This window comes from Mucilaginibacter ginsenosidivorax (genome assembly GCF_007971525.1).
Taxonomy (GTDB): Bacteria; Bacteroidota; Bacteroidia; order Sphingobacteriales; family Sphingobacteriaceae; genus Mucilaginibacter; species Mucilaginibacter ginsenosidivorax.
The window spans coordinates 589,140-615,588 of the sequence record NZ_CP042437.1 but is presented as its reverse complement, the minus strand read 5'-3'; the positions used below and the strand labels follow the sequence as shown (position 1 = coordinate 615,588).

Annotated in this window: 21 protein-coding genes; 14 read left to right on the top strand and 7 right to left on the bottom strand. The window is 43.0% G+C overall.

What is annotated here, in order from left to right; translation table 11 throughout:
- Positions 1 to 131: 131 nt before the first annotated feature.
- Entirely contained in the window at positions 132 to 2,114 is a 1,983-nt protein-coding gene (locus tag FSB76_RS02600; protein WP_147052044.1) for a M1 family metallopeptidase, read from the top strand.
- Positions 2,115 to 2,230: 116 nt separating this feature from the next.
- On the top strand, positions 2,231 to 2,479 hold the full coding sequence (locus tag FSB76_RS02595; RefSeq protein ID WP_147052043.1) for a hypothetical protein: 249 nt from the start codon (positions 2,231 to 2,233) through the stop codon (positions 2,477 to 2,479).
- A gap of 3 nt (positions 2,480 to 2,482) precedes the next feature.
- Here the strand turns inward: FSB76_RS02595 and FSB76_RS02590 are convergent, their stop codons facing one another.
- Entirely contained in the window at positions 2,483 to 3,766 is a 1,284-nt protein-coding gene (locus tag FSB76_RS02590) for a hypothetical protein (protein WP_147052042.1), read from the bottom strand.
- Positions 3,767 to 3,899: 133 nt separating this feature from the next.
- On the opposite strand from FSB76_RS02590, the gene FSB76_RS02585 reads away from it, so the two are divergent.
- The 10 genes from FSB76_RS02585 to FSB76_RS02540 all read left to right on the top strand — a co-directional run bounded on the left by FSB76_RS02585 (position 3,900) and on the right by FSB76_RS02540 (position 17,757).
- A complete protein-coding gene (locus tag FSB76_RS02585) occupies positions 3,900 to 4,544 on the top strand; it encodes a hypothetical protein (RefSeq protein ID WP_147052041.1) in 645 nt (214 codons plus the stop codon).
- Positions 4,545 to 4,571: 27 nt separating this feature from the next.
- The gene (locus tag FSB76_RS02580; protein ID WP_147052040.1) at positions 4,572 to 5,219 is read left to right on the top strand and encodes a LamG domain-containing protein; all 648 of its coding nucleotides are present in this window, start codon (positions 4,572 to 4,574) and stop codon (positions 5,217 to 5,219) included.
- Positions 5,220 to 5,221: 2 nt separating this feature from the next.
- Positions 5,222 to 6,052 carry an alpha/beta fold hydrolase gene (locus FSB76_RS02575; RefSeq protein WP_147052039.1) on the top strand — a complete coding sequence of 277 codons (831 nt, stop codon included), beginning with the start codon at positions 5,222 to 5,224 and terminating at the stop codon, positions 6,050 to 6,052.
- 93 nt (positions 6,053 to 6,145) lie between these two features.
- On the top strand, positions 6,146 to 7,360 hold the full coding sequence (locus FSB76_RS02570) for a glycoside hydrolase family 88 protein (protein ID WP_147052038.1): 1,215 nt from the start codon (positions 6,146 to 6,148) through the stop codon (positions 7,358 to 7,360).
- 27 nt (positions 7,361 to 7,387) lie between these two features.
- Complete coding sequence (locus FSB76_RS02565) at positions 7,388 to 7,990, top strand: TMEM175 family protein (RefSeq protein ID WP_147052037.1); 603 nt, start codon at positions 7,388 to 7,390, stop codon at positions 7,988 to 7,990.
- Between the two features lie 155 nt (positions 7,991 to 8,145).
- On the top strand, positions 8,146 to 8,790 hold the full coding sequence (locus FSB76_RS02560) for a sigma-70 family RNA polymerase sigma factor (protein ID WP_147052036.1): 645 nt from the start codon (positions 8,146 to 8,148) through the stop codon (positions 8,788 to 8,790).
- Positions 8,791 to 8,880: 90 nt separating this feature from the next.
- Positions 8,881 to 10,095 carry a FecR family protein gene (locus FSB76_RS02555; protein ID WP_147052035.1) on the top strand — a complete coding sequence of 405 codons (1,215 nt, stop codon included), beginning with the start codon at positions 8,881 to 8,883 and terminating at the stop codon, positions 10,093 to 10,095.
- Positions 10,096 to 10,445: 350 nt separating this feature from the next.
- Entirely contained in the window at positions 10,446 to 13,775 is a 3,330-nt protein-coding gene (locus FSB76_RS02550; RefSeq protein WP_225976397.1) for a TonB-dependent receptor, read from the top strand.
- A 23-nt stretch (positions 13,776 to 13,798) separates the two neighbouring features.
- The gene (locus tag FSB76_RS02545; RefSeq protein WP_147052034.1) at positions 13,799 to 15,301 is read left to right on the top strand and encodes a RagB/SusD family nutrient uptake outer membrane protein; all 1,503 of its coding nucleotides are present in this window, start codon (positions 13,799 to 13,801) and stop codon (positions 15,299 to 15,301) included.
- A gap of 173 nt (positions 15,302 to 15,474) precedes the next feature.
- The gene (locus FSB76_RS02540; protein ID WP_147052033.1) at positions 15,475 to 17,757 is read left to right on the top strand and encodes a GH92 family glycosyl hydrolase; all 2,283 of its coding nucleotides are present in this window, start codon (positions 15,475 to 15,477) and stop codon (positions 17,755 to 17,757) included.
- A 333-nt stretch (positions 17,758 to 18,090) separates the two neighbouring features.
- Here the strand turns inward: FSB76_RS02540 and FSB76_RS02535 are convergent, their stop codons facing one another.
- A complete protein-coding gene (locus FSB76_RS02535; protein ID WP_147052032.1) occupies positions 18,091 to 18,705 on the bottom strand; it encodes a trimeric intracellular cation channel family protein in 615 nt (204 codons plus the stop codon).
- A 465-nt stretch (positions 18,706 to 19,170) separates the two neighbouring features.
- Positions 19,171 to 20,412 carry a dicarboxylate/amino acid:cation symporter gene (locus tag FSB76_RS02530; protein WP_147052031.1) on the bottom strand — a complete coding sequence of 414 codons (1,242 nt, stop codon included), beginning with the start codon at positions 20,410 to 20,412 and terminating at the stop codon, positions 19,171 to 19,173.
- 142 nt (positions 20,413 to 20,554) lie between these two features.
- On the opposite strand from FSB76_RS02530, the gene FSB76_RS02525 reads away from it, so the two are divergent.
- Positions 20,555 to 21,133 (top strand): HD domain-containing protein, encoded by a 579-nt coding sequence (locus tag FSB76_RS02525; protein ID WP_147052030.1) that lies wholly within the window; start codon positions 20,555 to 20,557, stop codon positions 21,131 to 21,133.
- Positions 21,134 to 21,143: 10 nt separating this feature from the next.
- A complete protein-coding gene (locus FSB76_RS02520; protein ID WP_147052029.1) occupies positions 21,144 to 22,022 on the top strand; it encodes a YitT family protein in 879 nt (292 codons plus the stop codon).
- Positions 22,023 to 22,406: 384 nt separating this feature from the next.
- Here the strand turns inward: FSB76_RS02520 and FSB76_RS02515 are convergent, their stop codons facing one another.
- From FSB76_RS02515 to FSB76_RS02500, 4 genes are all read right to left on the bottom strand, one after another.
- Positions 22,407 to 23,450, bottom strand: a complete 1,044-nt coding sequence (locus tag FSB76_RS02515; RefSeq protein WP_192910119.1) for an adenylate/guanylate cyclase domain-containing protein — start codon at positions 23,448 to 23,450, stop codon at positions 22,407 to 22,409.
- Entirely contained in the window at positions 23,450 to 23,827 is a 378-nt protein-coding gene (locus FSB76_RS02510) for a response regulator (RefSeq protein ID WP_090651949.1), read from the bottom strand. Before FSB76_RS02510 ends, FSB76_RS02515 begins: the two co-directional genes overlap by 1 nt.
- 81 nt (positions 23,828 to 23,908) lie before the next feature.
- Positions 23,909 to 25,279 (bottom strand): sensor histidine kinase, encoded by a 1,371-nt coding sequence (locus tag FSB76_RS02505; RefSeq protein ID WP_147052027.1) that lies wholly within the window; start codon positions 25,277 to 25,279, stop codon positions 23,909 to 23,911.
- A gap of 105 nt (positions 25,280 to 25,384) precedes the next feature.
- Positions 25,385 to 26,260, bottom strand: a complete 876-nt coding sequence (locus FSB76_RS02500; RefSeq protein WP_147052026.1) for a helix-turn-helix domain-containing protein — start codon at positions 26,258 to 26,260, stop codon at positions 25,385 to 25,387.
- Positions 26,261 to 26,449 lie beyond the last annotated feature (189 nt).

Below are 26,449 nucleotides of genomic sequence, written 5' to 3'. Positions count from 1 at the left end.
CGAGAACGATACATGAAAAATTCAAACTATGCATATTCTTGCCTTAGGTTGGGCCAGCGCAGGCCAAAAAGGATAATTTCTATCCATCTTAACCACATTAGCCAAAGCCATTAATTATTATATTGCAGCATATGCAAAATAATAAAACTGTTTCTCCAGATAAACGTCTGGTCAGGTTTTTCATCCCCTTCACATTAATCGTTTTAGCGGTTTGCCAATCCTTCGGGCAATCGCGCTATCAGCCATCGGCATTATTCCCAGCCTTACCGCTGTTGCCTCCCGGTAACGAATCCCGAACCGCTACCGGCGAACCCGGGCCAGCATACTGGCAAAACCAAGCCGATTATGTGATAGATGTAGCCCTGGATGATCAGAAGAACGTGGTTAGCGGAACCGTCACCATAACTTATACCAACAACAGCCTCAAAGCGCTATCGTCATTATGGTTGCAGCTGGAGCAAAATGTTTTTAAAAAAGATTCAAGGGGCATAAAATCAAAATTATTCCTTTATAAAAACCCGGAAGAAGAAACCGCCGATGGGGGATACGATATACAGGCAGTAAAGCTGAAGGACGGCGCAATTACTGGCGATATTAGATATAGCATTTACGATACCCGGATGGAAGTAACATTGCCGCAGCCCTTAAAAAGCGGGCAAAAAGTAACCTTCAGCGTTCAGTACCGTTACAACTTCCCTCAAAACTATAAAAATGCCGATTTCCTGGTTAACCGTACCGATATCCTGCCGACCAAAAACGGCAACATTTACGCGGTTGCCCAATGGTACCCGAGGATGTGCGTACTGGATGATGTGGAAGGCTGGAATACGCTGCCTTACCTGGGTAACGGTGAGTTTTACCTGGAATACGGCAATTTTAACGTGAACATTACCGTGCCCTCGGGCTATATTGTAGAGGGCTCGGGCGATCTGCTGAATCCCGAAGAGGTATTAACCCCTCTACAGCTTAAACGCTGGCTGGCGGCTAAACAAAGCGAGACACCGGTATTTATCCGCCCGGCCAAAGAAGTTACGGAAGCCTCGTCGCGGCCTGTAAAAGCTACCTGTACCTGGAAATACAGGATGGATAATACACGCGATTTTGCGTGGACGGCCTCGAAGGCGTTTATTTGGGAAGCCTTTAGCTTTCCGGTAGCCGGAGGTAAAAAAGTGTTGGGAAGTTCACTGTACCCGGTTGAATCCGACAAAAAAGACAGCTGGAAACGGTCGTCGGAGTATATCAAATTCACGTTGCAGCATTTTTCTGAAAAGTGGTTTACTTACCCATATAATAAGGCGGTAAATGTGGCATCCAACCTGGATGGCATGGAGTACCCCGGGATGGTGTTTTGTTCGGCCAGGGATACCGGCAATGCTTATTTTATGGTGGTAAATCACGAATTGGGCCATACCTGGTTCCCGATGGTAGTGGGTGGCAACGAGCGTAAATACGCCTGGATGGATGAAGGCTTTAATACATTTATTGATAACCTGGCTGTAAAAGATTTTAATAATGGCGAGTTTAAGGGCTATGCCGAGATATACAGCCCGGTTGATACGCTTTTTTCAGAAAGGGTTGTCCCCATCATTACCCGGCCCGATGCCATACCCGGCGATATGGTTTTCCCGGTTCAGTACCAAAAGGTAGCTTATGTGCTAACCTTGCTGCGCAAGCAGGTAGTTGGCCCCGAAAGGTTTGATAAAGCTTTCCGCAAGTATATCAGCGATTGGGCCTACAAGCACCCTACACCCTGGGACTTTTTCAGGAGTATGGACAGCTCGGTAGGCGAGGACCTTACCTGGTTCTGGAAATCGATGTTTTTAGAAAATTACCGTCTTGATCAAGGGGTAGCTAAAGTAGAAAACCCGGCAAATGTCAGGGCACAGATCACTATCGAAAACCTGGAAAAGGCCGCTATGCCGTTGGTGGTCCAACTCACCTACGCCGATGGCTCGACAGAGCACCGCGAGTTCCCGGTAGAGATTTGGGAATATACAGGCAGCTACAGTTTTACCGGCAACAAAAAAGCAGCGGTAACTAAAGTAACCATCGATCCGGATAAGCTCTATCCCGATGTAAATAGGGGGAATAATACATATGAGGTGAAAAAGTAAATACGGGTGGCGGTTGTTTAAAAGCTGTTTTTTGTCCCTTATCAATAACAATTAAATAACATACAGTTAAATTGATGTTGATGCCCGGCCTTTAAATTTAAGGAAGCAAAAACCCAATGGACCGTATCCTTTTCCCCCGCAGTAACTTTGATGATCTTCGTAATTGCCCGATAGATAAATTGGAGGAGGATATCTCCCGCACATCTATCCGCTTAAAACTACAGGGCAACCTGGCAACAGATCATGACCGCGAGCGTTATAAACAGGAGTTAGATAAACTAAGCGTTTTTAAATACATCAGCCAACTGCGAAAAGGGAAACTAAGCTATGAGGATTTTAACCAGAAGGTAGAATTGACGTCATGAGCTCTAAAAGCTCTCTTCATATACCATTGCACCGGGCGTTTCCAGCTTGTAATGTTTTACCTGGCCGGGACCTTCAAATTCAAAACGCAGGCCTACAATACGGCCAATGCTGCGCTTTTGTTCAACATCCATGATTTGTTTATTGTTGAGATAAATTTTTAAGCGATGGTTATTAACACTGCATTTTAAGGTTTGATATTGCCTGAAATCGCAGCCAAAGGCGCTCAGGTCATGGTCATTGCCGCCAATCCAATATTGGCCGGTTAAAACGCCCATATTGGCAATGCATCCTTTGTTTACAATAGGTATCACAATGGCCATGCCATCGCCCAAAATGGTTAAATCGGCTTTGCGGCAAACCGATTGGCCCGGTGTTGCTGTATTGCGCAGCGTGCATTCCATCGTGAAATTATCGGCCCGGATGCCCGGGAATTCACGCACGTTGGAAAATTTTAACCAGGTATCATTAAACACAGGTGTGCCCAGTTTTTGTTGCATCAGGCTATCTGTAATACCCATATAGCCATTGCCCTTTATTTCGGCAGACGACAGGTATACCGGCACAGGCTGATGATCTACAATGCCTACCCATCCTTTGGTTTTTATAAAAACAACAGATTGTTTAACTATCCGGTTGTTTACCACCAGTTTTGCTATAAAATGGCCGGGGGTATAATAAATGGAGGTATGCTGTTTACCATTGCCGGGCACAAGTTCGCGTCGTCGTGGGTCCCATGATTGCTGAATATAAACACTATCCGAATGAAAAGCGGATGCATCATAGTTGAAAACCACAGAATTGGGGAGGTCGTCAGATGTCTTTTTACTGCTGAATTTTACGGTCGATAAATCCGGCGTTTTTTTTCTGTTAATACTGGCAAAATAAAACGCGGCAAGCAAAAGCAAGGGAATAACGGTTAGCCACCAATATTTGTACCTGTTTTTGGAGGCGGCAGCGGGTACCGGTATTTGTTCAATGGCAATGGCTTGCTCGTTTTGTTCAACCACGCCATTAACCTGGTGTTGTTGCCTGAAATCGCGCCAGCTTTCATAATCCAGGAAACGGGCCAGGGCATTCAGCGTTGCGGCTGTTGGGTAGCTATCATAACGCACTTTACCCCAAATGCGTTTTAGGGTAGAAATACTGAGCCTGACTTTTGTTTTTTCGAAAATCAGTTTGCTCAATTGCTCAAAATCGTCATTACTCCAAATGCTGTTATCGCCCCAGTTTAACGAGCGTTCAATAAGCTGGCAGCATAATAAAAGCAGTTGTTTTTCTTTTTCCATCAATTTTCAGGCGATGACGCGGTATTAAAGCCTGCAAAAAACGGCTTGAACAAACTTGAACAGGATTGAAACGCCTGTTGTGCTTAATTCTGAATGCTATTTGCAAGTTTTGCTAAAGTTAAAATCTAAAACCATGAAGAACAATATTTTATTTAGCCTCTTTTTAATAACCATGTTTTTTTGCGCCGATGCCTGTGCGCAGCAAAAGGGAGCCTATGATTTGAATAGTCTGTTAAAACAGGAGACGCCGATAACATCGTCCGCAAAAAAATTAAGCAAAATTACCGACGGCACCAGGAAGGGGATTTCGCTTACAGGGATCGTTTGGCTTAAAGACATAGACTTTACCACCGGGACAATTGACGTTGATCTTAGGGGTAAAGACGTTTTTCAGCAAAGTTTTTTGGGCATTGCTTTTCATGGGATTGATACCGTTACTTATGACGCCATTTATTTCCGGCCTTTTAATTTTCAGTCGCCAGATACGCTTAGGCGTAAGCATGCCGTGCAGTACATCAGTCAGCCAAATTTTTCCTGGGATAAACTGCGGGCAGATCATCCGCTTGTGTACGAAAATGCCGTTAACCCATTACCGCTGGCTACCTCGTGGTTTCACGCTCATATTGTGGTAAAAGCTGATGAAATTGTGGTTTATGTAAATCACTCAGCCCAACCATCGCTCAGCGTTAAAAAACTGAATGACCGGCAACACGGCCTCATCGGATTGTGGAATGATAGTTTGCCCGGCGATTTTGCCAACCTCGTTATCAAACAATAAAATATCAAACCTATAAAACGTCAAAACATGAAAAAGCTATTGATACTATTTGCTCTTCTTGCAGTAATTAAGGTAAATGCCCAGCCAAAGTATAAGGTCCAGAATATACCGCCCATTAACCCGAAAGAATGGGACATTCCTAAAAATGATACCCTTGACTATGAATTTGGCAGTTACCAGGGTAAAAAAGCGCTGCTGATAAAACGGAAGATAGATAATTACAAATCGGCCAGCCTGGCTTATCCTAAAAAGCTAATTTTTAAGGATGGTATTATCGAGTTCGATCTGGCATTTGCAGGCAAAGGAAATGGTTATATCGGCCTTGCCTTCAGGATCAAAGACGCTCATCATTACGAAACTGTATATTTCAGGCCACTGTCGTCAGCCACCATCAATGCCATCCAGTATATGCCCGAAAAAAAGGCCGAATTTAACTGGTGGGATTATGAGGCCGATAAATACCAAGCCAGCGCCATATTGCCCGCTAACGGCTGGTTTCATGTTAAAGTGATAGTTACAGGGCGCAAACTGGAAGTGTATGTGAACAATGCTGCTAAACCTGCCATGGTTTACACCTCGCTTGATCCTTCCCTAAAAAGTGGCTCGGTTGGTTACTGGCATGGTAATTCATCTATAGGCGCTTACCGAAATTTAACAATAAAAACACTCGAATAGTTATGAAGAATATAATGTTGATGGTGATGCTTTTTGGCTCTTCGGCAATGGCGCAAACCATCGAATACGGTAATAACCCAGGCGCAGGTAATTATCTGAAAATGAAAGATAGTACCAGGATTTACTATGAAGTTTACGGCAGCGGTAAGCCGTTGGTTTTGCTTCACGGTGGCCTTTATGGCGATATCTCTGAATATGGAAAGCTGATCCCTGCATTAGCTAAACAATTTATGGTTATAGCCATAGGCACCCGCGGCCACGCTAAATCCGAAATAGGGCACAAGCCTTACACCTACCACCTGATGGCCGAAGATGCTTATGCCATTATCCGCCATGTAACCAGGGATAGCATTTTACTTTTAGGCTTTAGCGATGGTGCTGTGCAGGCAATGGACCTGGTTATCCATTACCCGGGCCTGGTGAAAAAAATGGTATTTGCAGGCGGAAATATCTCGGCGGCAAGTTACCGCCCCGGCGAAATGGAAGAGCTTAAAAAACTAAGCGGCAGCTCGCTGGAGAAAGATGATCCCGGATTTGTGAACGACCGGAAAAAACTAATGCCCGAACCACAACGCTGGGGTGAATTTGTAGAACTATTGAAGCAGGCATGGGTTAACCAGGTGGCTTTTACCGATGAGGAGATGAAACATATCACTTGCCCGGTAATGGTAACTGCCGGCGACAGGGATCAGTATAATTCGATAGAAAGCTTTGTGCGTGTATACAAACTGTTGCCGCACGCACAATTAGCCATCATCCCCAATGCCGACCATATTATTTTTTACCGGCAGCCTGCGCTAATGGAAAAGCTGGTGCTCGATTTTTTAAGGTAGCGTATAAATATGGGGCGGGTTAATAAAGCCATCGGTTTATGTTGGCAAATTCCAACCAAAATTTGCAACTTTATTGCCAGCCAAAAAATACCTATGAAATTAAAAATATTGCCAGCTCTTGCATGTACTGTTTGTTTAACCGCAATAACTTTTTTTAGTGATGCCCAATCGGCTTTTAAACCGCAAAAAGATATTTTAACCGCCATTAAAAAAAACTTTATAGCGGCTGATGCCCAATATAAGTTGTTGGCAACAAAAATAGGGCCGGAGGAATTCCCCAAAACTTACCACCCTGATAACGACAAACAGGAAAACAGCAACTCGGGCTGGTGGTGCAGTGGCTTTTATTCGGGCAGCCTGTTGCTTTTGTACCAGGAAACAAAAGATAAACAGCTGCTTACCGAAGCTAACCGTATTATGGGGGTTTTAGCTAAAGAGCAGTTTAATACCCACACCCATGATTTGGGTTTTATGATGTATTGCAGTTTTGGAAATGCCAACAAAATTGAGCCCAAACCGGAATACAAGCAAATATTAATTAATAGCGCCAAATCACTATCAACCAGGTTTAACCCTGCGGTAGGCTGTATTAAATCCTGGGATTCAAAACCCGGCGATTACCTGGTGATTATCGATAACATGATGAATCTTGAGCTGCTTTTCTGGGCAACCCGTGAAACAGGAGATTCCAGCTACTATAAAATAGCGGTTACCCACGCCAACACCACCATGAAAAATCATTTCAGGCCCGATTTTAGCTCGTATCACGTTATAAATTATGATGCCCAAACAGGCGCGGTAAAAGAAAAGAAAACTGCCCAGGGCTTCGCTAATGAATCGGCATGGGCAAGGGGCCAATCATGGGGCTTGTATGGCTATACCGTTATGTACCGCGAAACGCATGATAAAAAATATCTTGACCAGGCGCAAAACATCGCTCATTTTATATTGACTAACCCCAATTTGCCGGCCGATAAAATTCCATACTGGGATTATAATGCCAGCAACATTCCCAATGCTTTAAAAGATGCCTCGGCTGCGTCGGTTATGGCATCGGCCCTGCTTGAATTATGCAGGTATAGCGATGCCAAACAGGGGCAACAATATTTTAATGTGGCGCAAACGATATTGAAAACACTTTCGGCGCCGCCTTATATGGCCGCCGCGGGTACCAATGGCGGTTTTATTTTGCAGCACAGCGTTGGCCATTTCCCTGCCGGGACAGAAATTGATGTGCCTTTGACATACGCCGATTACTATTTCATCGAGGCTATGCAGCGTTACCAGGCATTCGGTACAAAAAAATAGCTTACTTTTAGCTGTATAAATTATAAAATGGCATTAGGTAAAGGCAGGTTAGAGGCTTTCAGCGATGGCGTTATTGCCATTATTATCACTATTATGGTGTTGGAGATGAAGGTACCCCATGGCGATAATATTGAGGCGTTAAAGCCGCTTGTTCCTGTTTTTATGACCTATGTGTTAAGTTTTGTTTATGTAGGTATTTATTGGAACAACCATCACCATACCCTACAGGCCGTTAAATCAATAAATGGCAAAACGCTGTGGGCCAACTTGCATTTGCTGTTTTGGTTATCGTTAATCCCGTTTGTAACCGGGTGGATGGGCGAAAATCATTTTGCCAAATGGCCTGTAATGTGTTACGGGTTTGTATTGCTGATGAATGGCATAGCCTATTCAATCCTGGTAAAAAACCTGGTTCGCCACCACGGCGAACACTCTTTGCTGGCACAGGCCTTTGGCGAAGACTGGAAGGGTAAAATATCGGTTATTTTATATGCAGTAGCCATTTGTTTATCATGGTTTAGTGCAAGCGGTGCCATGGCGCTATATGTTTTAGTAGCTGGTATTTGGTTTATTCCTGATAAAAGGATCGAAAATAAACTTACTCATCATGATGCTGACAGCCAGCTGTAAATACATCTTAATCCAAAATAATATCAACTAAATGCATTTAGTTGATAAAAAAGTATAAACTATTTCGCAATTTCGTAGTTGTAGTAGTGTTTTAACCTAAGTGATTTTTATTGCATTTTAATTAACCATTATTTGCCACTACTATACGTTTACCTATGTTGGATATTGCTTATAACCATGAGCCGGAATTGCTTACAAGGGCAACGCCGCAACATCATGACAAGGATTTGCTATTACAGGTAGCGGAAGGGGATGAACATGCTTTTCGCCGTTTGTTTGTTATGCACCATCAGCAATTGGGTGTTCATATCCATCGCATCACCAGCTCAATGGAGCTGGCCGAAGAAGTTGTACAGGATGTTTTTTTGAAAATATGGATGGCGCGCGAAACCCTGGCGCAAGTAGAAGACTTTAAGGCTTACCTGTTTGTTATATCAAAAAATCATGCCCTTAATTGCCTCAAAAAGCTGGCGAAAGAAAAAGTACAGGCAAAAAAACTGGAAGAAGAAAGTCTTGGTTTGATAACAGCCGATCAGCAGGATAATCTGTACTACAACTTATTGGATGAAGCAATAGATCACCTACCATCGCAACAGCAAAAAGTGTATTTGCTAAGCAGGCACAATCGTTTGAAGTATAACGAAATTGCCGATCAGCTTAAACTCTCCCGCGAAACAGTAAAAAAGTATCTTCAGATAGCCACCACCTCTATAACCGATTATGTGCGGAGCCATTTGGATGCATATCCCGTTGCTTTGCTGGCAATAAAAACTTTTTTTATTTTTTTTCAAAAGCGATAGCCCCTTTTTTATCGCATTTATTGTCTTATGTGTGAGTTAACCCCAAACTCGGCATTTACCAATTTATAATATGAATTAACATCTACCTGTATGAGTGCATTTAATGCAAGGCTTAACTACCTGTTTAATAGTTATTACCATCAAACTGCTACGCAGCAGGAGCGGGATGAATTGTTTGAAATCATCAACTCATCTGCCAATGATGCGGAGCTTACTGCACTTATTCATGAAGCCTGGAATACCCTCCAGGCAGATGAACCACTTTTTGATGCCGCAAAAAGTATGGATATGCTCAATGGCATTCTTCAAAGTAAATCGCCTCCGGATAGTATACATCCTATAAGGCCACCAAACAAAAACCAGTTATGGCTAAAAGTTGGTGTGGCAGCCGCTATGATGGTGTTTGTTGGCTTTGGTGCTTATGTGTTAATCAATCAACACAAAAATGCAGCAAATAAACGGGCCCAGGCCAGGTTAAAGGCTGTGCCAGCGCATGATGTTTTGCCCGGTGGCAACAAGGCAGTGCTTACCCTTGCCAACGGTAAAACTATAACGCTGGATAGCGCAAAAAATGGTTTGCTGGCTAACGAAGGTACTGCACATGTAAAAAAAACACATGATGGGCAGTTGGTTTATGAGGCTGGCAAAAATGAAAGCGCTGATGCGCCTGCTGCTATAAACACGGTATCTACCCCACGCGGAGGGCAGTATCAGCTGGTATTGAACGATGGAAGTAAGGTTTGGTTAAACTCTGCATCGTCGTTAAGCTTCCCTGCTGTATTTAAGGGCGCAACCAGGGAGGTTGAGATTACCGGCGAGGCTTATTTTGAGGTGGCCAAAAATGCGAAAATGCCATTTAAAGTAAAGGTAAATAATACCGTTGTTGAAGTACTGGGTACCCATTTTAACATTATGGCTTATAATGATGAAGACGCTATGAAGACAACGTTATTAGAAGGATCTGTAAAAATCAGCAACAAACAATTTAGCGGTCTTTTAAAACCCGGCCAGCAAGCGGTACTTAGGCAAAACGGGCCTATAAAAATAACAGATGAAGCAGATGCCGACGATGCGGTAGCCTGGAAGGAGGGCATCTTCCAGTTCAGAGACGCGGGTATAGAAACCATCATGAGGCAGGCCGCCCGCTGGTACGATGTGCAGGTGAGCTTTGTGGGCAAAATACCCGAAAAGGAATTTACCGGGCGTATTTCGCGTAATGTAAAGGCGTCTGAACTGATGGGAATGCTAAAATATATGGGCGTTAACTTTAAAATCGAAGACAAACATATAACAGTGCTGCCGTAAATAATCAGCCTCAATTAATAACCAATTTATATACAACTAATCAACAACCAATTACTCACTTTTTAAAAAAGCTATGATGGAAGAAATACCAAATATAAGTTAGCCCGGGCGGGGCTTGCATGGCAAAATGGCTTATCGCCATGTAAAAAATAATGATGCCGGTGCCAAAATATAACCAATAAAAAACCGGGAAGTATTCGCAGTACTTTCCCGGCTAAGCATCTGGGCCCCAAAAAAATGCAATCGACGAATTGAAAGTTAATGTTTAACCCAAACTCTACAAACTTATGAATTTTAATTCTAAGGCCACGCCTTTGGTATGGCCTCAATTATCCAAAATAATTTTAGCTATGAAGCTAACAGTTATTATTATGGTGGCGGTACTTACCAACGTAAGTGCCAAAACTTACAGCCAGGTTGTTACCCTGCACCAAAAAAACGCCAGTGTCGAAAAAGTACTACGTTCTATCGAAAAACAAACCGGTTATCATTTCATGTATGAGAAGCAGGATGTAGCTAAGGCAACTGCAATTAACATCGAGGTTGCAGGGGTTTCTTTGGAGCAGGCGCTTGACCAGGCTTTTAAAGATCAGCCTTTAACGTACAAAATTTTCCAGGAGACAATCGTTGTTAAAAAGAAAGATTTTCCGGGAGCAACAGTGGCAGACATAAAAATATCAGGCACCGTATCAGATAGTAAAGGGCCTTTGCCGGGTGTTAGCATCCGGATTAAAGGTACCGACGTTGGTACTCAAACAGATGTAAATGGCAAGTTTAATTTAACTGCTCCAACCAATGCCACATTGGTTTTTAGCTTTGTTGGTTACAATACACAGGAAGTTGCGGTAGCTGGTAAAACTGTATTAAACGTAATCATGACCGAGTCGCAAAAAGCGCTAAGTGAAGTTGTTGTGGTTGGTTATGGTACCCAAAAACGTGTCGATTTAACAGGTTCGGTAGGTAGTGTAAGTGCAAAAGGCTTACAGGAAAGGCCGCAAACCAACCTTGAGCAGGAGCTTGCCGGGAAAATTGCCGGTGTAAACGTTTCGGCTAATTCAGGTGCTCCGGGTGGCGCAACCAAGGTGCGCATACGTGGCTATAGTTCAATTAATACCAATACCGACCCATTATATGTGGTTGATGGAGTAGTTTGGACTGAAGGTGGAAACTCCATAAATCCTAACGATATCGAATCGGTTGATGTGTTGAAAGATGCGTCGTCAACCGCTATTTACGGTACACGTGGCGCTAATGGCGTTATTTTGGTAACCACTAAACGTGGCAAAAAAGGCGAAGGTACTGTTAGCTATGATAGTTACCTGAGTGTAAGCCACATGGCTAAAGAAATTCCGGTACTTAACTCGGCGCAGTTTTTAGCCGTCGAAGATCAGTCGTACGCCAATATTAAAAAATATGACCCGGTTGGCTGGGCCGCAGGTAATTATGTAGATGACGACCCTGTAAAGATAAGAACGAAGCTTATTGGCAAACTGTTTGATTCGAACCTGAAGCCGTTATATGATGTTGACTGGCAAAAGGCCACTACCCGTACACCGGTTAGCCAGAACCATAACCTTACATTTACAGGAGGTACCGATAAGATTAACTATGGTTTCTTTTTAAACTACGCTGATGATGAAGGTATTATTTTAAACAGCTATTTAAAACGCTACAATGCCCGTTTAACCTTTGATAACCAGATAAAACCATGGCTAAAAGTAGGTGCCACCTTAAACTATAACGCGCAGGACCAACGTACTGCTGATGACGGTACAGGCGGTAACAACATACCGCGTATGTTGATAGAAATGATACCCATTATACCTATTAAATATCCCGATGGCAGTTACGGCAAACGTACCGATTATCCTAACATGGAAGGTGGCGATAATCCTGTTGCCCAGGCAAATGAAGTTCAGGCTATTTACCGGAAACGGATATTTAGTGGCAACGGATATTTAAACCTTAATATTTTGCCGGGGCTTGAGTTTAGGAGTACTTTAGGTGTTACTACGGGAGCCAATTACAACCCGCATTTTCAAAGCGGTTTGGTAGGCGGTGCAACTGCCGACCAGGCAAACAGTTCAGCGTCAATCAGCGAAGCCAACAATACTTTTTGGCAGTGGGAAAACCACTTAACCTACAACAAAACATTTAATAAAGTACATACTTTAAATGTTGTTGTTGGCCAGGAAAAACAAAACTTCCAGCAAACCGGGTTTGGAGCCAGTACAAGTGGCTTGTCTGATAATTATTATCAGTACTACAACCTTGGTGCAGGTTCAATACCGGGTATACCATCGTCAAACTATGATGCATGGCAAATGAATTCCTTTTTTGGCCGTGTTAATTATAACTATAAAGAAAAGTACCTGTTAACAATAACAGGTCGTGAGGATGGTTCATCACGTTTTGGTACAAATGTTAAAAATGGTTTTTTCCCTTCTGCGGCTTTCGCCTGGCGTGCATCCCAGGAAGATTTCTTAAAGGATAATAAAACTATATCCGATCTTAAGTTCAGAGTAAGCTACGGTTTAACAGGTAACTCCGAAATTGGCGAATATCGGTCATTGGCTAACATCAATACTGTGAATTATGTATTCGGCGGTAAGCAAGCTATCGGAACACAGCAAACTACAATAGGCAACGATGACCTTTCGTGGGAGAAGACAGCCGAGTATGATCTTGGCGTTTCATTGGGCCTGTTCAATAACCGTATTAATATTGAGGCCGATGCGTATTTGAAGAAAACCAAGGCTTTACTGCTTAATGCGCCGTTACCGGAAACAAGTGGTTTTACCAGTGTTTATAAAAACATTGGCAGGCTGCAAAATAAAGGGTTGGAGTTAACTATCAATACACAAAACATCAAATCGCAGGATTTTAGCTGGAATACCAGTTTCAATATATCATTCCTTAAAAATAAGATATTGCAATTGGGTGCGTCTAATGATGATATCTTTTTGGCCCCAACTTTTCTTTCTCAATTTAACCTGATGAGGGTAGGGTTACCTGCAGGTAGCTTTTACGGATACAAGGTTTTAGGTACCTGGGGTACAGCAGAAGCCACTGAAGCAGCTAAGTATGGCTTGCTGCCCGGCGACTTGAAAATACAGGATACCAACGGAGACGGTAAAGTTTCGTCAGCCGATAAGGTGATCCTTGGTAAATCAATTCCCGACGGTTACGGTACGCTGAGCAATACTTTCCGTTATAAAAACATTGATTTGGGTGTCGACCTGCAATTTAACTACGGAAACCAGATCATGAACCTGACACGTCATTCGGGCCAGGACCGTACCGGGCAGGCAAACAGCTATGCAACTGTATTAAATGCCTGGACACCTACAAACCAAAATACCAGCATTGCCGAAGACAGGCCCGCCTTTGTACGCTACCAAACCGAAATCTATTCAACAAAAGTTGAAAGCGGTAATTTTATACGCGGTAGGGCTGTAACGCTTGGTTATACCTTCCCAACCAACATGATTTCGAAAATAAAACTGAGCAGGCTAAGGGTGTACGCGCAGGCGCAAAATCTTTTTGTAATAACCAAATACACTGGTTATGATCCGGAAGTGTCTACGTACAATACTTCAAGCAACTTTACACAAAACATCCAGTTTTATGATTATCCAAAACCAAGAACCTTCCTGCTTGGCTTAAATGTTAGTTTCTAATTTAAACGTTAACACATACAATTATGAAGTTTAACTTAAAAAAATATCGAATTAGCTGCGTATTGCTAATTCTTGTTATCCTGGTTGGCAGTTGCAAAAAAGACCTTGTTGAAAAAGACAAAGGCAATTTTGTAAAAAGCAATTATTTTACAAATGCATCACAGGCCCATACATTTGTTACAGGTATTTACCAAAAGCTTTATTTGTTTTTAAATGGAGATGCTTACGGTGAAAGCCCCTTTATTACTTTGGAGTTATTTGCAGGCCACACCACATCACTTGGACAAAGTGTTAATAACAATAACGTAATTAATAACCGTACAGATGCTGTAAACCCGGGTTTTGAAGATGTATGGTCAAATAGCTACAATGCTATTTCAAACGCCAATATTGCGCTAACCGAAATCCCCAAAATAGGATCGATGGCTGACGCTGATAAAAAAACGACTATGGGTGAAGCCTATTTTTTAAGAGCGTTTTTTTACTATCACCTGGTTAGGCTGTATGGCGATGTGCCGTTAATAGTTACGCCCGTTACCATTACCAGTCCCGATTTATATCCTGCGCGTACCGCCACAGCAGCTGTTTACGATCAGATCATCAGTGATTTAAAAGCCGCGGAAGCATCTGGCTTGCCCGAAACTGACCAAACTGGCAAGGTGTCATTAGGAGCTGTACGTACTTTGCTGGCCAGTGTTTATTTAACTACAGCCGGTTTCCCGTTAAAGAAAACAGAAAACTATGCGCTGGCCGCTGCCGAGGTACTACCGGTGTTAAGCGATTATACCCTGTTTGATAAGTATGACTATTTGCATGATAACGCTCACAAAAACCAGGGCGAGTTGATTTTTCAGTCGCAATATCAGGTAGGTGTAGTTACCAATGCTATTCCGCAATTAACTTTACCATTTAACCTTCAGGTAGGCGCCTATGGCGATCACCTTGGAGCGATGATACCAACAAACGGTTTCTTTAATAGCTATGACAATGCCGATTTGCGTAAACAGGAAAGACAGTTTTACTTTTCAAGCTATCCTAACCACAACGATCCAACGCAAACCATCAACTTTGGAGTGCATGCGTTGTATAAGTATTTCCACAAGGAAAGCGAAAATATAGGTAACTCCGCAGCTGATGAAAACTGGACATTTTTGCGTTTACCGGAAGCTATGCTGATTTATTGCGAAGCCACTAACGAGGTAAGTGGTCCAACGGCTGCAGCTTATGCCCAGATTAACAAAATAAGGGCGCGTGCTTTATTGCCTGCGTTGAGCGGTTTAAGTAAAGATGATTTCCGTACTGCTATCTGGCGCGAACGTTATCATGAGCTGGCTTATGAAAATAAAGCTTACTTTGATATTCAACGCACCCACATGATATATAAAGTGGCTACAGACTCTTTTGGCGATGCAACATCTACTGCCAATGAACAGGGAGTAACCATGAAAGCGCAGTACTATTTATGGCCTATTCCGCAACGTGAGATAAGTACAAATAGTAAACTCACCCAAAATACCGGGTGGTAAAATAGAAGCCTCACCCTGCCCTCTCCAAAGGAGAGGGTTCTTGATTTGAATTTTTTTAGTCCTCTCCTTTGGATAGGATTTAGGTGAGGCCAAAAATTAAATATAAAAGACCGGCCATTGCAGCTGGTCTTTTATATTTACAGGTAAATTGAAAAATATTAAATGTCGCCCGAATGAAGAAAAGCATTGTACTTATTGGTTCATTATTAATGGCTGCCACCTGTGCCATAGCACAACAGGTAACCAAGGTTACCGACCCGGTTGAATATATTAACCCACTGATGGGTACCGACTCGCATTACGACCTATCCAACGGTAACACTTATCCGGCAATTGCGCTCCCCTGGGGGATGAACTTCTGGACACCCCAAACCGGTGTAATGGGCGATGGATGGGCTTATACTTACGATGCCCATAAGATACGTGGCTTTAAGCAAACCCACCAGCCATCGCCATGGATGAATGATTACGGGCAGTTTGCTATAATGCCGGTAACCAAACATTTAAAAGTATCGCAAAACGGCAGGGCAAGCTGGTTTTCGCACAAAGCCGAAACGGCCAAACCATATTACTACAGCGTTTACCTGGCCGATCATGATGTAACTACCGAGATTACACCAACAGAGAGGGCAGCCCAGTTCAGGTTTACTTATCCCAAAACAGACAGCTCATTTATTGTGATAGACGCGCTGAACAAAGGATCGTTTGTAAAGATTATTCCCGGCGAGAAAAGGATAGTAGGTTACTCTACCAAATACGCCCGTGGCCCCTTGAAAAACTTTAAAAACTATTTTGTTATTTATGTAGATAAGCCCATCACTATTGCGCAAACCTACAGCGACACTACTTTAAGCAACGGACTGGAACTGAAAGCCGAGCATGCCAGCGCTTTAATAGGGTTTACAACTACCCATGGCGAGAAAGTACATCTGCGCGTAGCTTCGTCGTTCATCAGCATTGAGCAGGCCGAACTGAATTTGAAAAGGGAAGTAGGTAACGACAGCTTTGATGTAACCAGACAAAAAGCAAAAGACGTTTGGAATAAAACCCTTAGCCGCTTAACTGTGGAAGGTGGCACCATCGACCAGACACGTACTTTTTACTCCTGTATGTACCGGATGGTTTTCTTCCCGAATAAATTGTATGAGATAGACGAGAAAGGAAATATTGTACACTACAGCGCATCAACAGGTAAAGTATTTCCCGGTTATAAGTTTGCCGGTACCGGCTTTTGGGATACCTTCAGAGCACTGTATCCGTTCCTGAACCTGGTTTATCCGTCTATCAATAAAGAGATGCAGGAAGGTTTGATTAATGATTATAAAGAAGGCGGCTGGCTGCCCGAATGGTCGAGCCCCGGATACTCTGCTGTAATGATAGGCAACAACTCCGCATCTGTAGTATCCGAAGCGTACTTAAAAGGCGGCAAAGGTTATGATATCGAAAAACTGTACGAGGCCCTTGTACATGGCGCCAATAACAAAGGCCCCGCTGCAACCGGCCGCGAAGGGGTGGAATACTACAACACATTAGGCTATGTACCATATGATGTTAAGATAAACGAAAACGCAGCCCGTACCCTGGAGTATGCTTATGATGATTTCACCATTTATAAATTAGGTAAAGCCTTAGGCAAACCTGCTTCTGAAACCGAAGTGTACAAAAAGCGCAGTATGAACTATAAAAACCTGTTTGATCCATCAACCGGGTTAATGCGTGGCAAAAACAAGGATGGTTCCTTTGAAACGCCTTTTAGTCCGTTTAAATGGGGCGATGCTTTTACCGAGGGCAATAGCTGGCATTACAGCTGGAGCGTATTCCACGATATTCAGGGGTTGATAAACCTGATGGGCGGCAAAAAGCAATTTGTAAACAAGCTCGATTCTGTGTTTACGCTGCCGCCTATATTTGACGACAGTTACTACGGAGAAACCATTCACGAAATTCGCGAGATGCAGATTGTGAATATGGGGCAGTACGCACATGGTAATCAGCCGATACAGCATATGATTTACCTGTACAATTATGCAGGCGAACCATGGAAAACCCAGCTGCATGTACGCGATGTAATGAATAAACTTTACAAAGCTACCCCCGATGGCTATTGCGGCGATGAAGATAATGGCCAAACATCTGCCTGGTATGTATTCTCGGCCATGGGCTTTTACCCGGTAACGCCGGCCAGCGACCAATATGTACTGGGTGCGCCTTTGTTTAAAAAGATCACCTTAAAACTCGAGAACGGCAAGACCGTAACCATCAATGCCGCCAATAATAATTACGCCAACAGGTACATCAATACCATGAGTGTAAACGGCAACCCTTATGATTTAAACTGGTTAAGCCACAAGGAATTGCTGAAAGGCGCCACCATCAACTTTAATATGGCCCCTGCACCTAATAAAACAAGAGGGGTGAAGGATAGCGATGTGCCTTACTCCTTATCCAACGAGTAGGCCCCCTAACCCCCTGAAGGGGGAACGATAGTGGATTTAGTTATCAAATATCAGCCTTGCGAAGTTTTTTAAAACTTCGCAAGGCTTTTTTCATTACGTGATTGCCCACCAGATAGAACCTGGAAAAAAAATATGAACTACCGTCATTGCGAGGTACGAAGCAATCCCGAACTATGTGGGATTTAGCAGATAAGGGATTGCTTCGTGCAATGACGGTAGTTAGCTATTGATAATCAATAATTTACAATGACATGGTTTTTATCGTCGTTTCCTCTTCAGAACTCACAAGATTTGGCCGTTCATAATTACAATTGATAGCTGTCTCAAGTAAGCTCAATGCCACTCTTCTCTATAAACAAATTTAGGCATTTGCCAATTGTATTTGATGGATAGCAGGCGTAACGCCAGCCCAATAATACAAGCTATTATAATGGCAACCGCATCACTGGCGCCTAAATATTCAACTCCTAAGTAAACAGCCCCGGTAACTATTGATGCACTTGCATAAATCTCCTTGCGGAATAGTAGCGGTACTTCGTTACAAAGAACATCGCGCAGTACGCCGCCGGCGCAGCCCGTTATCATGCCGCTTAATAATACAATAGTGGCAGGCAGGTTTATTTGCTGCGCTATCTGGCAGCCTATAATGGTAAATACCACCAACCCCAGCGCATCAAGGTACAGGAAAAGCGTTTTCATTTTGGTCATCAATCGGGCTATAACGGCTGCCAATATCGCTGCGCCGGCAGTTATCAGCAGGTATTCCGGATGCTCAACCCAGCTCATGGGGTAGTGGTTAAACAGGATATTGCGCACCGTGCCGCCGCCTAAGGCAGTAACCCAGGCAATGATGCAAACGCCTATCCAATCCATATCCCGGCGCCCGGCAGATAGGGCAGCGGTCATGGCTTCGGCAATAATGGCTATGATATATAGTATGTGTAGCATGGCAGATAGATGTTTAGCAAATATAATGAATCTGTTGACGTGAAGTGTGTGGGCAAAATTGATAAAGAAAATTCACACAAACTCAAGCGAATTACACCATTTCGATGCGGTAGAAAACAACATAGAAACTGTTTTATTTGTGGGGAAACAGTACAAATTTACACGCTTCTTTTTATATTTAAAAACCGCTCTTTATTCATGCACAAATAGGTAAAAATAAGGTAATTAATCCAAACTTTTCGGTAACAAATGCGCTATTTATTGAAACAAAACTTGCATTTATTAACACAAAAATAAAATGAAAAATTTGCAAAAGAAATCAAGAAAAAGCAACCCGAAAAATCGGGTATCTTACATTTTAAAACTGCCCGGTTTGCTGCTCATGTATGCCGGTAGTTGCGGGTGAAATTAAAACACGCCGGTAAAGTATTTGAAAATCGGTAACCATACAATTCGTCGTAAAACCTAAATTTCTCTCAACTCCTTTGGCGGTTCAGGTCCCATCCAATTCTTTCCATCTACAAAACGGGAGATCAGCATGGCGGCCACGGTATCGCCTGTCGCATTCAGCAGGGTAGCCATGGGATCAACCAGTGTGCCGATGATCATCGCCGGGGGTAAAGCCTCGGGCGGAAAACCGTAGGCTGATATAAACAACAATTCGCCTATATAACCGCCATTGGGTATGCCGCCTTCAACCAGGCTTACCAGTACGGTTAAAGCCAGCGCCACTACAACGGTTTCTACATTATTGAAGCTTTTGCCAAACAAGGCAAACACCACCGCCATTTTTACGATGGATGATATGCTCGATCCGTCCTTGTGCAGGGTGCCGCCAAGTGGGATGGTTACGTTGGCAATAACATCGCGGATACCCATTTTTTTTGCGGCATCTAAATTTGCCGGGATGGTTGCAATACTGCTACAGGTGCCTACTGCCGTTGCCGATGGGATAATGTTATTTTTCCAGTACCTTTTTACCGCGCTTACGCCACCTGCTATAAAAGCGTAAAGGCTAAATAGGACAACAAAATAAAACGCGCCCACACCATAGTACAAAGCCATCGATCTGGCGTACCCCCCAAATAGCTGCGGACCGAATACGCCCACCTGGTAAGCAAAATAAGCCCCCAACCCAATAGGCCCCAGTTTCATGATCAGGATAAAAATGTTTTTAAATACTTCGTTACCGCTATGCAAAAAGCGGGTAAAAGCAGTGCCTTTTTCGCCGGCGTTAAGGGCGGCAAAGCCTATCAGTACCGAAAATATGATCATGGCCATCATGCTTTTGCGCGATAACAGCTGGTAAAACTCGCTGGTAGTGAATAGGTTGGTGAGTTGGTCGCCTAAGGGTTTTTTGTCGATAGCTTCGGTAATAGGGTTGGCCACTAAATGCTGATGGATGGGGAAGATCCATATGGCTATAATAGTCACCATGGCCGCTACCAGCACCGTGCCCACAAATACCAGCGAGGTTATACCCAATAGTTTACCAAGCTTGTTTGTGGCATCAAGTCCGGCTATGGCCGATGCAATGGCGAAAAAAACCAATGGTACCACAGCGGTGAATAACAGGTTCAGGAAAATATCGCCTATGGGTTTAATAATACTTACCTTATCGCCTAAAAAAATGCCGGCAATACTGCCAACAATGATACCCGCCATCAGCAATATGATGCCCTTGTAGTTTTTGAACCAATCATTCATGTAGCTAATATAGTTTTTTACACGTATAACAGATGCATGTGTATACCATCGGGCGAAACAAAAACTCAGCGGCATGTAATTATGCCGTTTTGAAATTTGCCTGGTAACACATTTTATTATATTAGCAGCCAATTTATAACCAATGCAGATTGATAAGGCCGGGGAATTTATCCTGGATAAAATAAAACGCGAACTCCCGGTACATTTTTACTACCATAATGCGACTCATGCGCAGGATGTATACAACGCTGCTAAACATTTAGCATTGGGCGAGGGTATCGATTTAGCAGAAACTACTTTGTTGCTTACAGCCGCCTTGTTTCATGACTCGGGTTTTTTGTGCGGACAGGATGATCATGAAAGCAACTCCTGTAAAATAGCCCGCGAATACCTGCCGGCCTTTAATTATACAGATGCCGAAATAGCCGTTGTTTGCGATATCATTATGGCCACCAAAATACCCCAGAAACCGCATAACAAGCTTGGCGAAATTATTTGTGATGCCGATTTGGATTATTTAGGCCGGAATGATTTTTTTATCCTTAGTAAAAGGTTATTTTCGGAACTTGAAATAACCCATAAACTGAAAACGGAACAGGAGTGGGATAAGCAGCAGGTAAGCTTTCTGAAAAGCCACCGCTATTTCACAAAAACAGCTGTCAGTTTAAGAGCAGCTGAAAAAGAAAAGCACCTGTGTACAATAACTGAAAGATTAATATAAAGTACTATACATGACTAAACCGGAACATAGTTTATCTGAAATAATTAAGGATGTAGTAACCGTAATTATCGGGATTTTATTTTGCGGATTTGCCCTGAAAGGTTTTTTGGTACCTAACCAATTTTTTGATGGAGGAGTAACGGGTATATCCCTGCTGATTCATGAGCTTTATCACATCAACATCGCTTTTGTGATCATAGCTGCCAATATTCCGTTCATCATTATGGGAATGTTCCAGGTGAACAGGTCTTTTGCGCTCAAAACCTTTGCATGCGTTATAGGGCTTGGGATTTGCTTGTTGTATGTACCTTATCCGGTTATTACATCCGATAAGTTATTGGTATCCATATTCGGCGGTGTGTTTATGGGCCTGGGGGTTGGCCTTTCCATTCGGGGCGGCTGCGCGTTAGATGGGATAGAGATACTGGCACTTTACACCTTAAAACGCAGTAGTTTTACTATCAGCGAGATTATTTTAGGCATCAACATTATTATATTTTTAATTGCTGCTTTTGAACTTGGCCTGCCGACAGCATTATATTCCATATTAACTTACTACACGGCATCCCGTACCATTAGCTTTGTAATTGATGGCCTGGAAGAATACACCGCCGTAAACATCATATCCGGCCAAAGCGAGATCATCAAAGAAAAACTGGTTATGGAACTGGGCAGGGGTATCACCATCTACAAAGGCGAGCGCGGCTTTTTAAAAGAAAGTTTCGACGTACACCAGCCCGTTGATATCATTTTTACCGTAATAACCCGCTTCGAGGTACGCCGCCTCAAAAACCTGGTGCACAGCATTGATCCCAAAGCATTCGTATTTACCAACAGCATCAAGGAAGCAGCCGGTGGGGTATTGAAGAAACGTGTGCGAGAGCATTGAGGTTTAGTATCAATTGAAATTTTTATAGTTCCCCGCTGTCATGCTTCGTACCTCACTGACAGGGGGGAGGTGCTGATTTTTTACTCTGTCATCCTGAACGTAGTGAAGGATCTATTCTACGCCATGCTTGTTACCCTGCACAGTTTGCGAATAGATGCATCGTGCCTACCCATGACATGTTTCATTTTCTGTCATCCTGAGCGATAGCGAAGGATCTATTCTACGCCATGCATAACCGCCAAAAAAGTTCGCGAATAGATCCTTCGTTCCTCAGGATGACAGTCGTTTTTTTTTGATTGTCATTCTCCCTTCAGAATTTCGCGAGATTTTACCACTCAGCATGACAGGAGGGCGCTGCCTTAATACTTACTACTTGATACTACTCTACGAAACTACTTCATAAATCTCCACCGGCAATGCCTTGTTCTTCAATGTTACTTCGCCAATTTTTTTGAGCTCGAAGGATTCTTTGGCTTTTTGGTAAACTTCTTCGGTAACCACAATCTGGTTGGCCTTTGCTACACCCTGCAGGCGCTGGGCAAGGTTTACGGCATCGCCGATTACGGTGTAATCCAGGCGTTTTAAGGATGCAGAACCAATGTTGCCTGATATCATTTCGCCCGAGTTTATACCGATGGATACATCGGGTTTAAACGTTTTATCGCCGTAAACTATGGTTTCGGTGCTGTGCATTTTTTCGCGCACAGCAAGGGCTGCATCTATGGCCCGGTCCAGGTGGTACTCTCCGCGGAAAACCGCCATCACGGCATCGCCCATAAATTTATCGATATGGCCGGTTTGGGCTATAATTTCCTGCACCATCATATCAAAAAGCTTGTTTATTAAACTTACAACGGCATTGGCCGGTACATGCTCGGATATAGCCGTGAAGCCGCAGATATCGATGAATAAAACAGTAGCATCTATAGTTTCGTTACTTAGCAGACTTGTTTCAAACTCCTTGTGGGTCATAAAGTTGAGCACGTTTTCATCAACGTACATCCTCAGGATGTTATTCTCTTTGATGGCCTGCATGGTTTTTTTCAACTCCAGCACGTGCATCAAAGTTTTTTCGATGGTAATATCCAGGTCGTCGAAATTCACCGGTTTAACAACAAAGTCAAATGCGCCGCGGTTCATGGCCGTGCGGATATTATCCATATCGCTGTAGGCCGATACCATTACAGCTTTTAAAATAGGGTTGGCTTCGGGCAGTTTGGTAAGCAGTGTAAGGCCGTCCATTTCGGGCATATTGATATCGCTTAAAATCATATCAATCTCCGGATCCTCGGCAAGTTTTACCAGTGCTTCAAAACCATTGTGGGCGAATACAAAATCATATACTTTTTCACGGATCTTTTTCCTGAATTTTTGTTTTATCAATAATTCCAGGTCCAATTCATCATCAACCACCAGTATTTTGGCCATTATTGTTCTATGTGTTTTAGTTTTTCTTTTAAATTATTAAAATCAAGGGGCTTGGTTAAAAAATCATTAGCGCCCAACTCCATTGATTTTTGGTAGTTTTCATCATCGCCATAGGCTGTAATCATCATGACTACCGGTGGCGGTTTTTCGTAAGTGTGCCTTATTTTGTCAAGTAATTCCAATCCCGTCATGCCGGGCATGTTAATATCAGATAGGATCAGGATCACTTCAGAATGGTTAACCGCCAAAAACGACATGGCTTCCTCGCCCGATTGCGCAAAATTAAATTCGATTTCGCCATTCTTTATCTCTTTGCGGAAGCGTTGCAAAAACAATGGTTGTACATCAGCCTCGTCATCAACAACAAGTATTTTCATAGTAGTATTTCTCGTTTCAAATTTAGGTTTTGTATTGATTTAACAGGCAGCTAAAACGCGATTATTGCAGCTGTTTTGCCATTAATTAGCTTTAACATCCGGAATAGTGATCATAAACCTGGCAAACTCACCCTCGGCAGTTTCTACCTTCAAATCGCCGCCGTGCCCTTTGGTAATAATATCATAACTCATGGATAGGCCGAGGCCGGTTCCCTGCCCGGTTGGTTTGGTGGTGAAAAATGGCTGATATATCTTGTCTAAAACCTTTTGAGGGATGCCCGTACCATTATCGCTTACGGTAATTTCAACGGCGTTTGGTAATTTTTTTGTAACCACCGTTACGGTTGGCTCATAACCGGCAATATTTTGCTTTTTCTTTTCGGCAACCGAATAAAAGGAGTTGTTAAACAGATTTAGTAATACCCGACCCAGATCCTGCGGAATGGCTTCAATTTTACCAATGTTTTCATCAAAACTGGTTTTCATGCCGGCGTTAAACATTTTGTCTTTGGCGCGTAAGCCATGGTAGCTTAAACGCAGGTATTCATCGGCAAGCGCGTTAATATCGGTTGGTTCTTTTTTACCTGTAGTGGTACGCGAGTGCTGCAGCATCCCTTTTACAATGGCATCGGCGCGTTTGCCATGCTGGTTTATTTTGGTTAGGTTTTGGGTAATATCGCTTATAATATCGTCCGCTTCCTGTTTAATATCGTCTGGCAGCTTGCTTAATACCTCATCTTTAAGTTCGTCCAGTAATTCGATACTCACCTCGCTAAAGTTGTTTACAAAGTTAAGCGGGTTTTGAATTTCATGGGCTATACCTGCAGTAAGTTCGCCCAGCGATGCCATTTTTTCCTGCTGTACCAGTTGTGCCTGGGTGCTTCTCAGTTCGGATAGGGCGTGTTGCAGTTCTTCCTTCTGGTTAGTTAGTTCGGCGGTACGTTGCTTTACTTCGCTTTCCAGGTTAACTTTCATGGCCGCCATCATGCGGTTTTGTTCTTCTTCATTACGGCGCTTTATCCGTTCTGTTTCAAGTGCTTTGGCTTGTTTGCGGTTTATCCACCACATGGCAAAAAGCCACAGAACAGTAAAGCCTACAGAGTTTTCAAAGAGATCGTTATGATCGTCATAAAAGCCGGACGCAACAAGGCGTACCAGGTCGCTAAAAATTACCGCCACCGCAAACGGCAGTACCCAATTGATAATAGACCGATTTGCTTTAAATTCTTCTTTTGTAAAAGGTAAGGATATAAGCCATGCTAAAAGGGCGTGGTTAAACCACCTGATCAACCCTTCTTTTTCAAGAAAAATGCTTCCCATCATTACAGCAACAGCGCCGTATAATACATACAAAAGGTATTTATCCCATTCGCTGGCGATGCCCCGGTCTTTTAAACTTTTGCGTAGCTGGGTTGTAAGAAATATGGTTACAGCAGGTTCTATTCCTATCATAAAAGAATCAAATTTTCAATTTGCGCCGGATGTTTAGGCAAACAGTTTTAAAACTAATATTTTATTTGCATTAATCAGAATTTAATAGCGAAATGAGGCAGCTCATTACATCACCAGGCTGTTTTTTTTATATGATCCGGGTGTTTGCCCGGTAATATTTCTGAATACCCGTGAAAAATAGGCGAGGCTTTCAAAACCTGTTTCGGCGGCTATTTCATAAAAAGGCATATTGGTTGTGGTAAGCAACAGTTGTGCGCGTTCAATGCGTTTTGATTGGATGTAAGTTAAGGGCCGCTCGCCGGTATTTTCAAAAAACAGGCGCGAAAAATAGTCGGCATTATGGTTGGCGCGTTTGGCCAGTTGGGCAACTGTGATATTCTGGTGCAGGTTGGTTTGTATATAATTTATAGCATCAGATATTTTGGAGTGGATGATGCTTTTATCTTCCATCAAAAAAACATCCGGTTTTAAAAACATCGATACCAGTTGCAAAAGCAAGCCATAAGTTTCCATATAAGCCGAGGCGTGCATCAGTTGGTTCAACTCCTCGAAATTCTTTTGCACCGGGCGCTTCTCATAAACTTTAGGATTGTAGGATATATACAAACTCCTGTTGGGGTTTAACTGCAGTATACGTTTAAAACACGCCAGGGCATTATCGCCGGCTTTTAATTTGAATATTTTACGGTTTGATGAAAACAGCGAGGCCCCGTCGATGGATTCTTCGGCAAAACAGATGTAGTACTGGCTTAAATAGTTGTCGCAATAATAATTACAGGTGGTAAAACTCGGTACCAGGTATATAAAGCCCGGTTCCAGTTTAATGCTGCTATCTGCATTATACAACACACCTTCGCCGCCGTCGATGTAATACAGCCGGTAAAATGTACTGGTTACGTTTTTATAGTCCCAGTTTTTGTTCAGCTCTACATGATCAATGTTCAGCAAATTGAATGTCGATCTTAAAACGCTTTTGTTCATACCTGTAAGAGGCTGTTTAAATTTGATTTGATAATGTTTTTATGCTTCTAATGAATAGACAACAACGTATTCGCATGGCAGCGAAGACTCACCCGGCTACGCTGCGCTGGCCACCCTCTCTTCGGCTTCGCCGGAAAGAGGGGCTTGAAAATTCTTTATTTTTTTCGATATAATGCATTGATAGTCAAT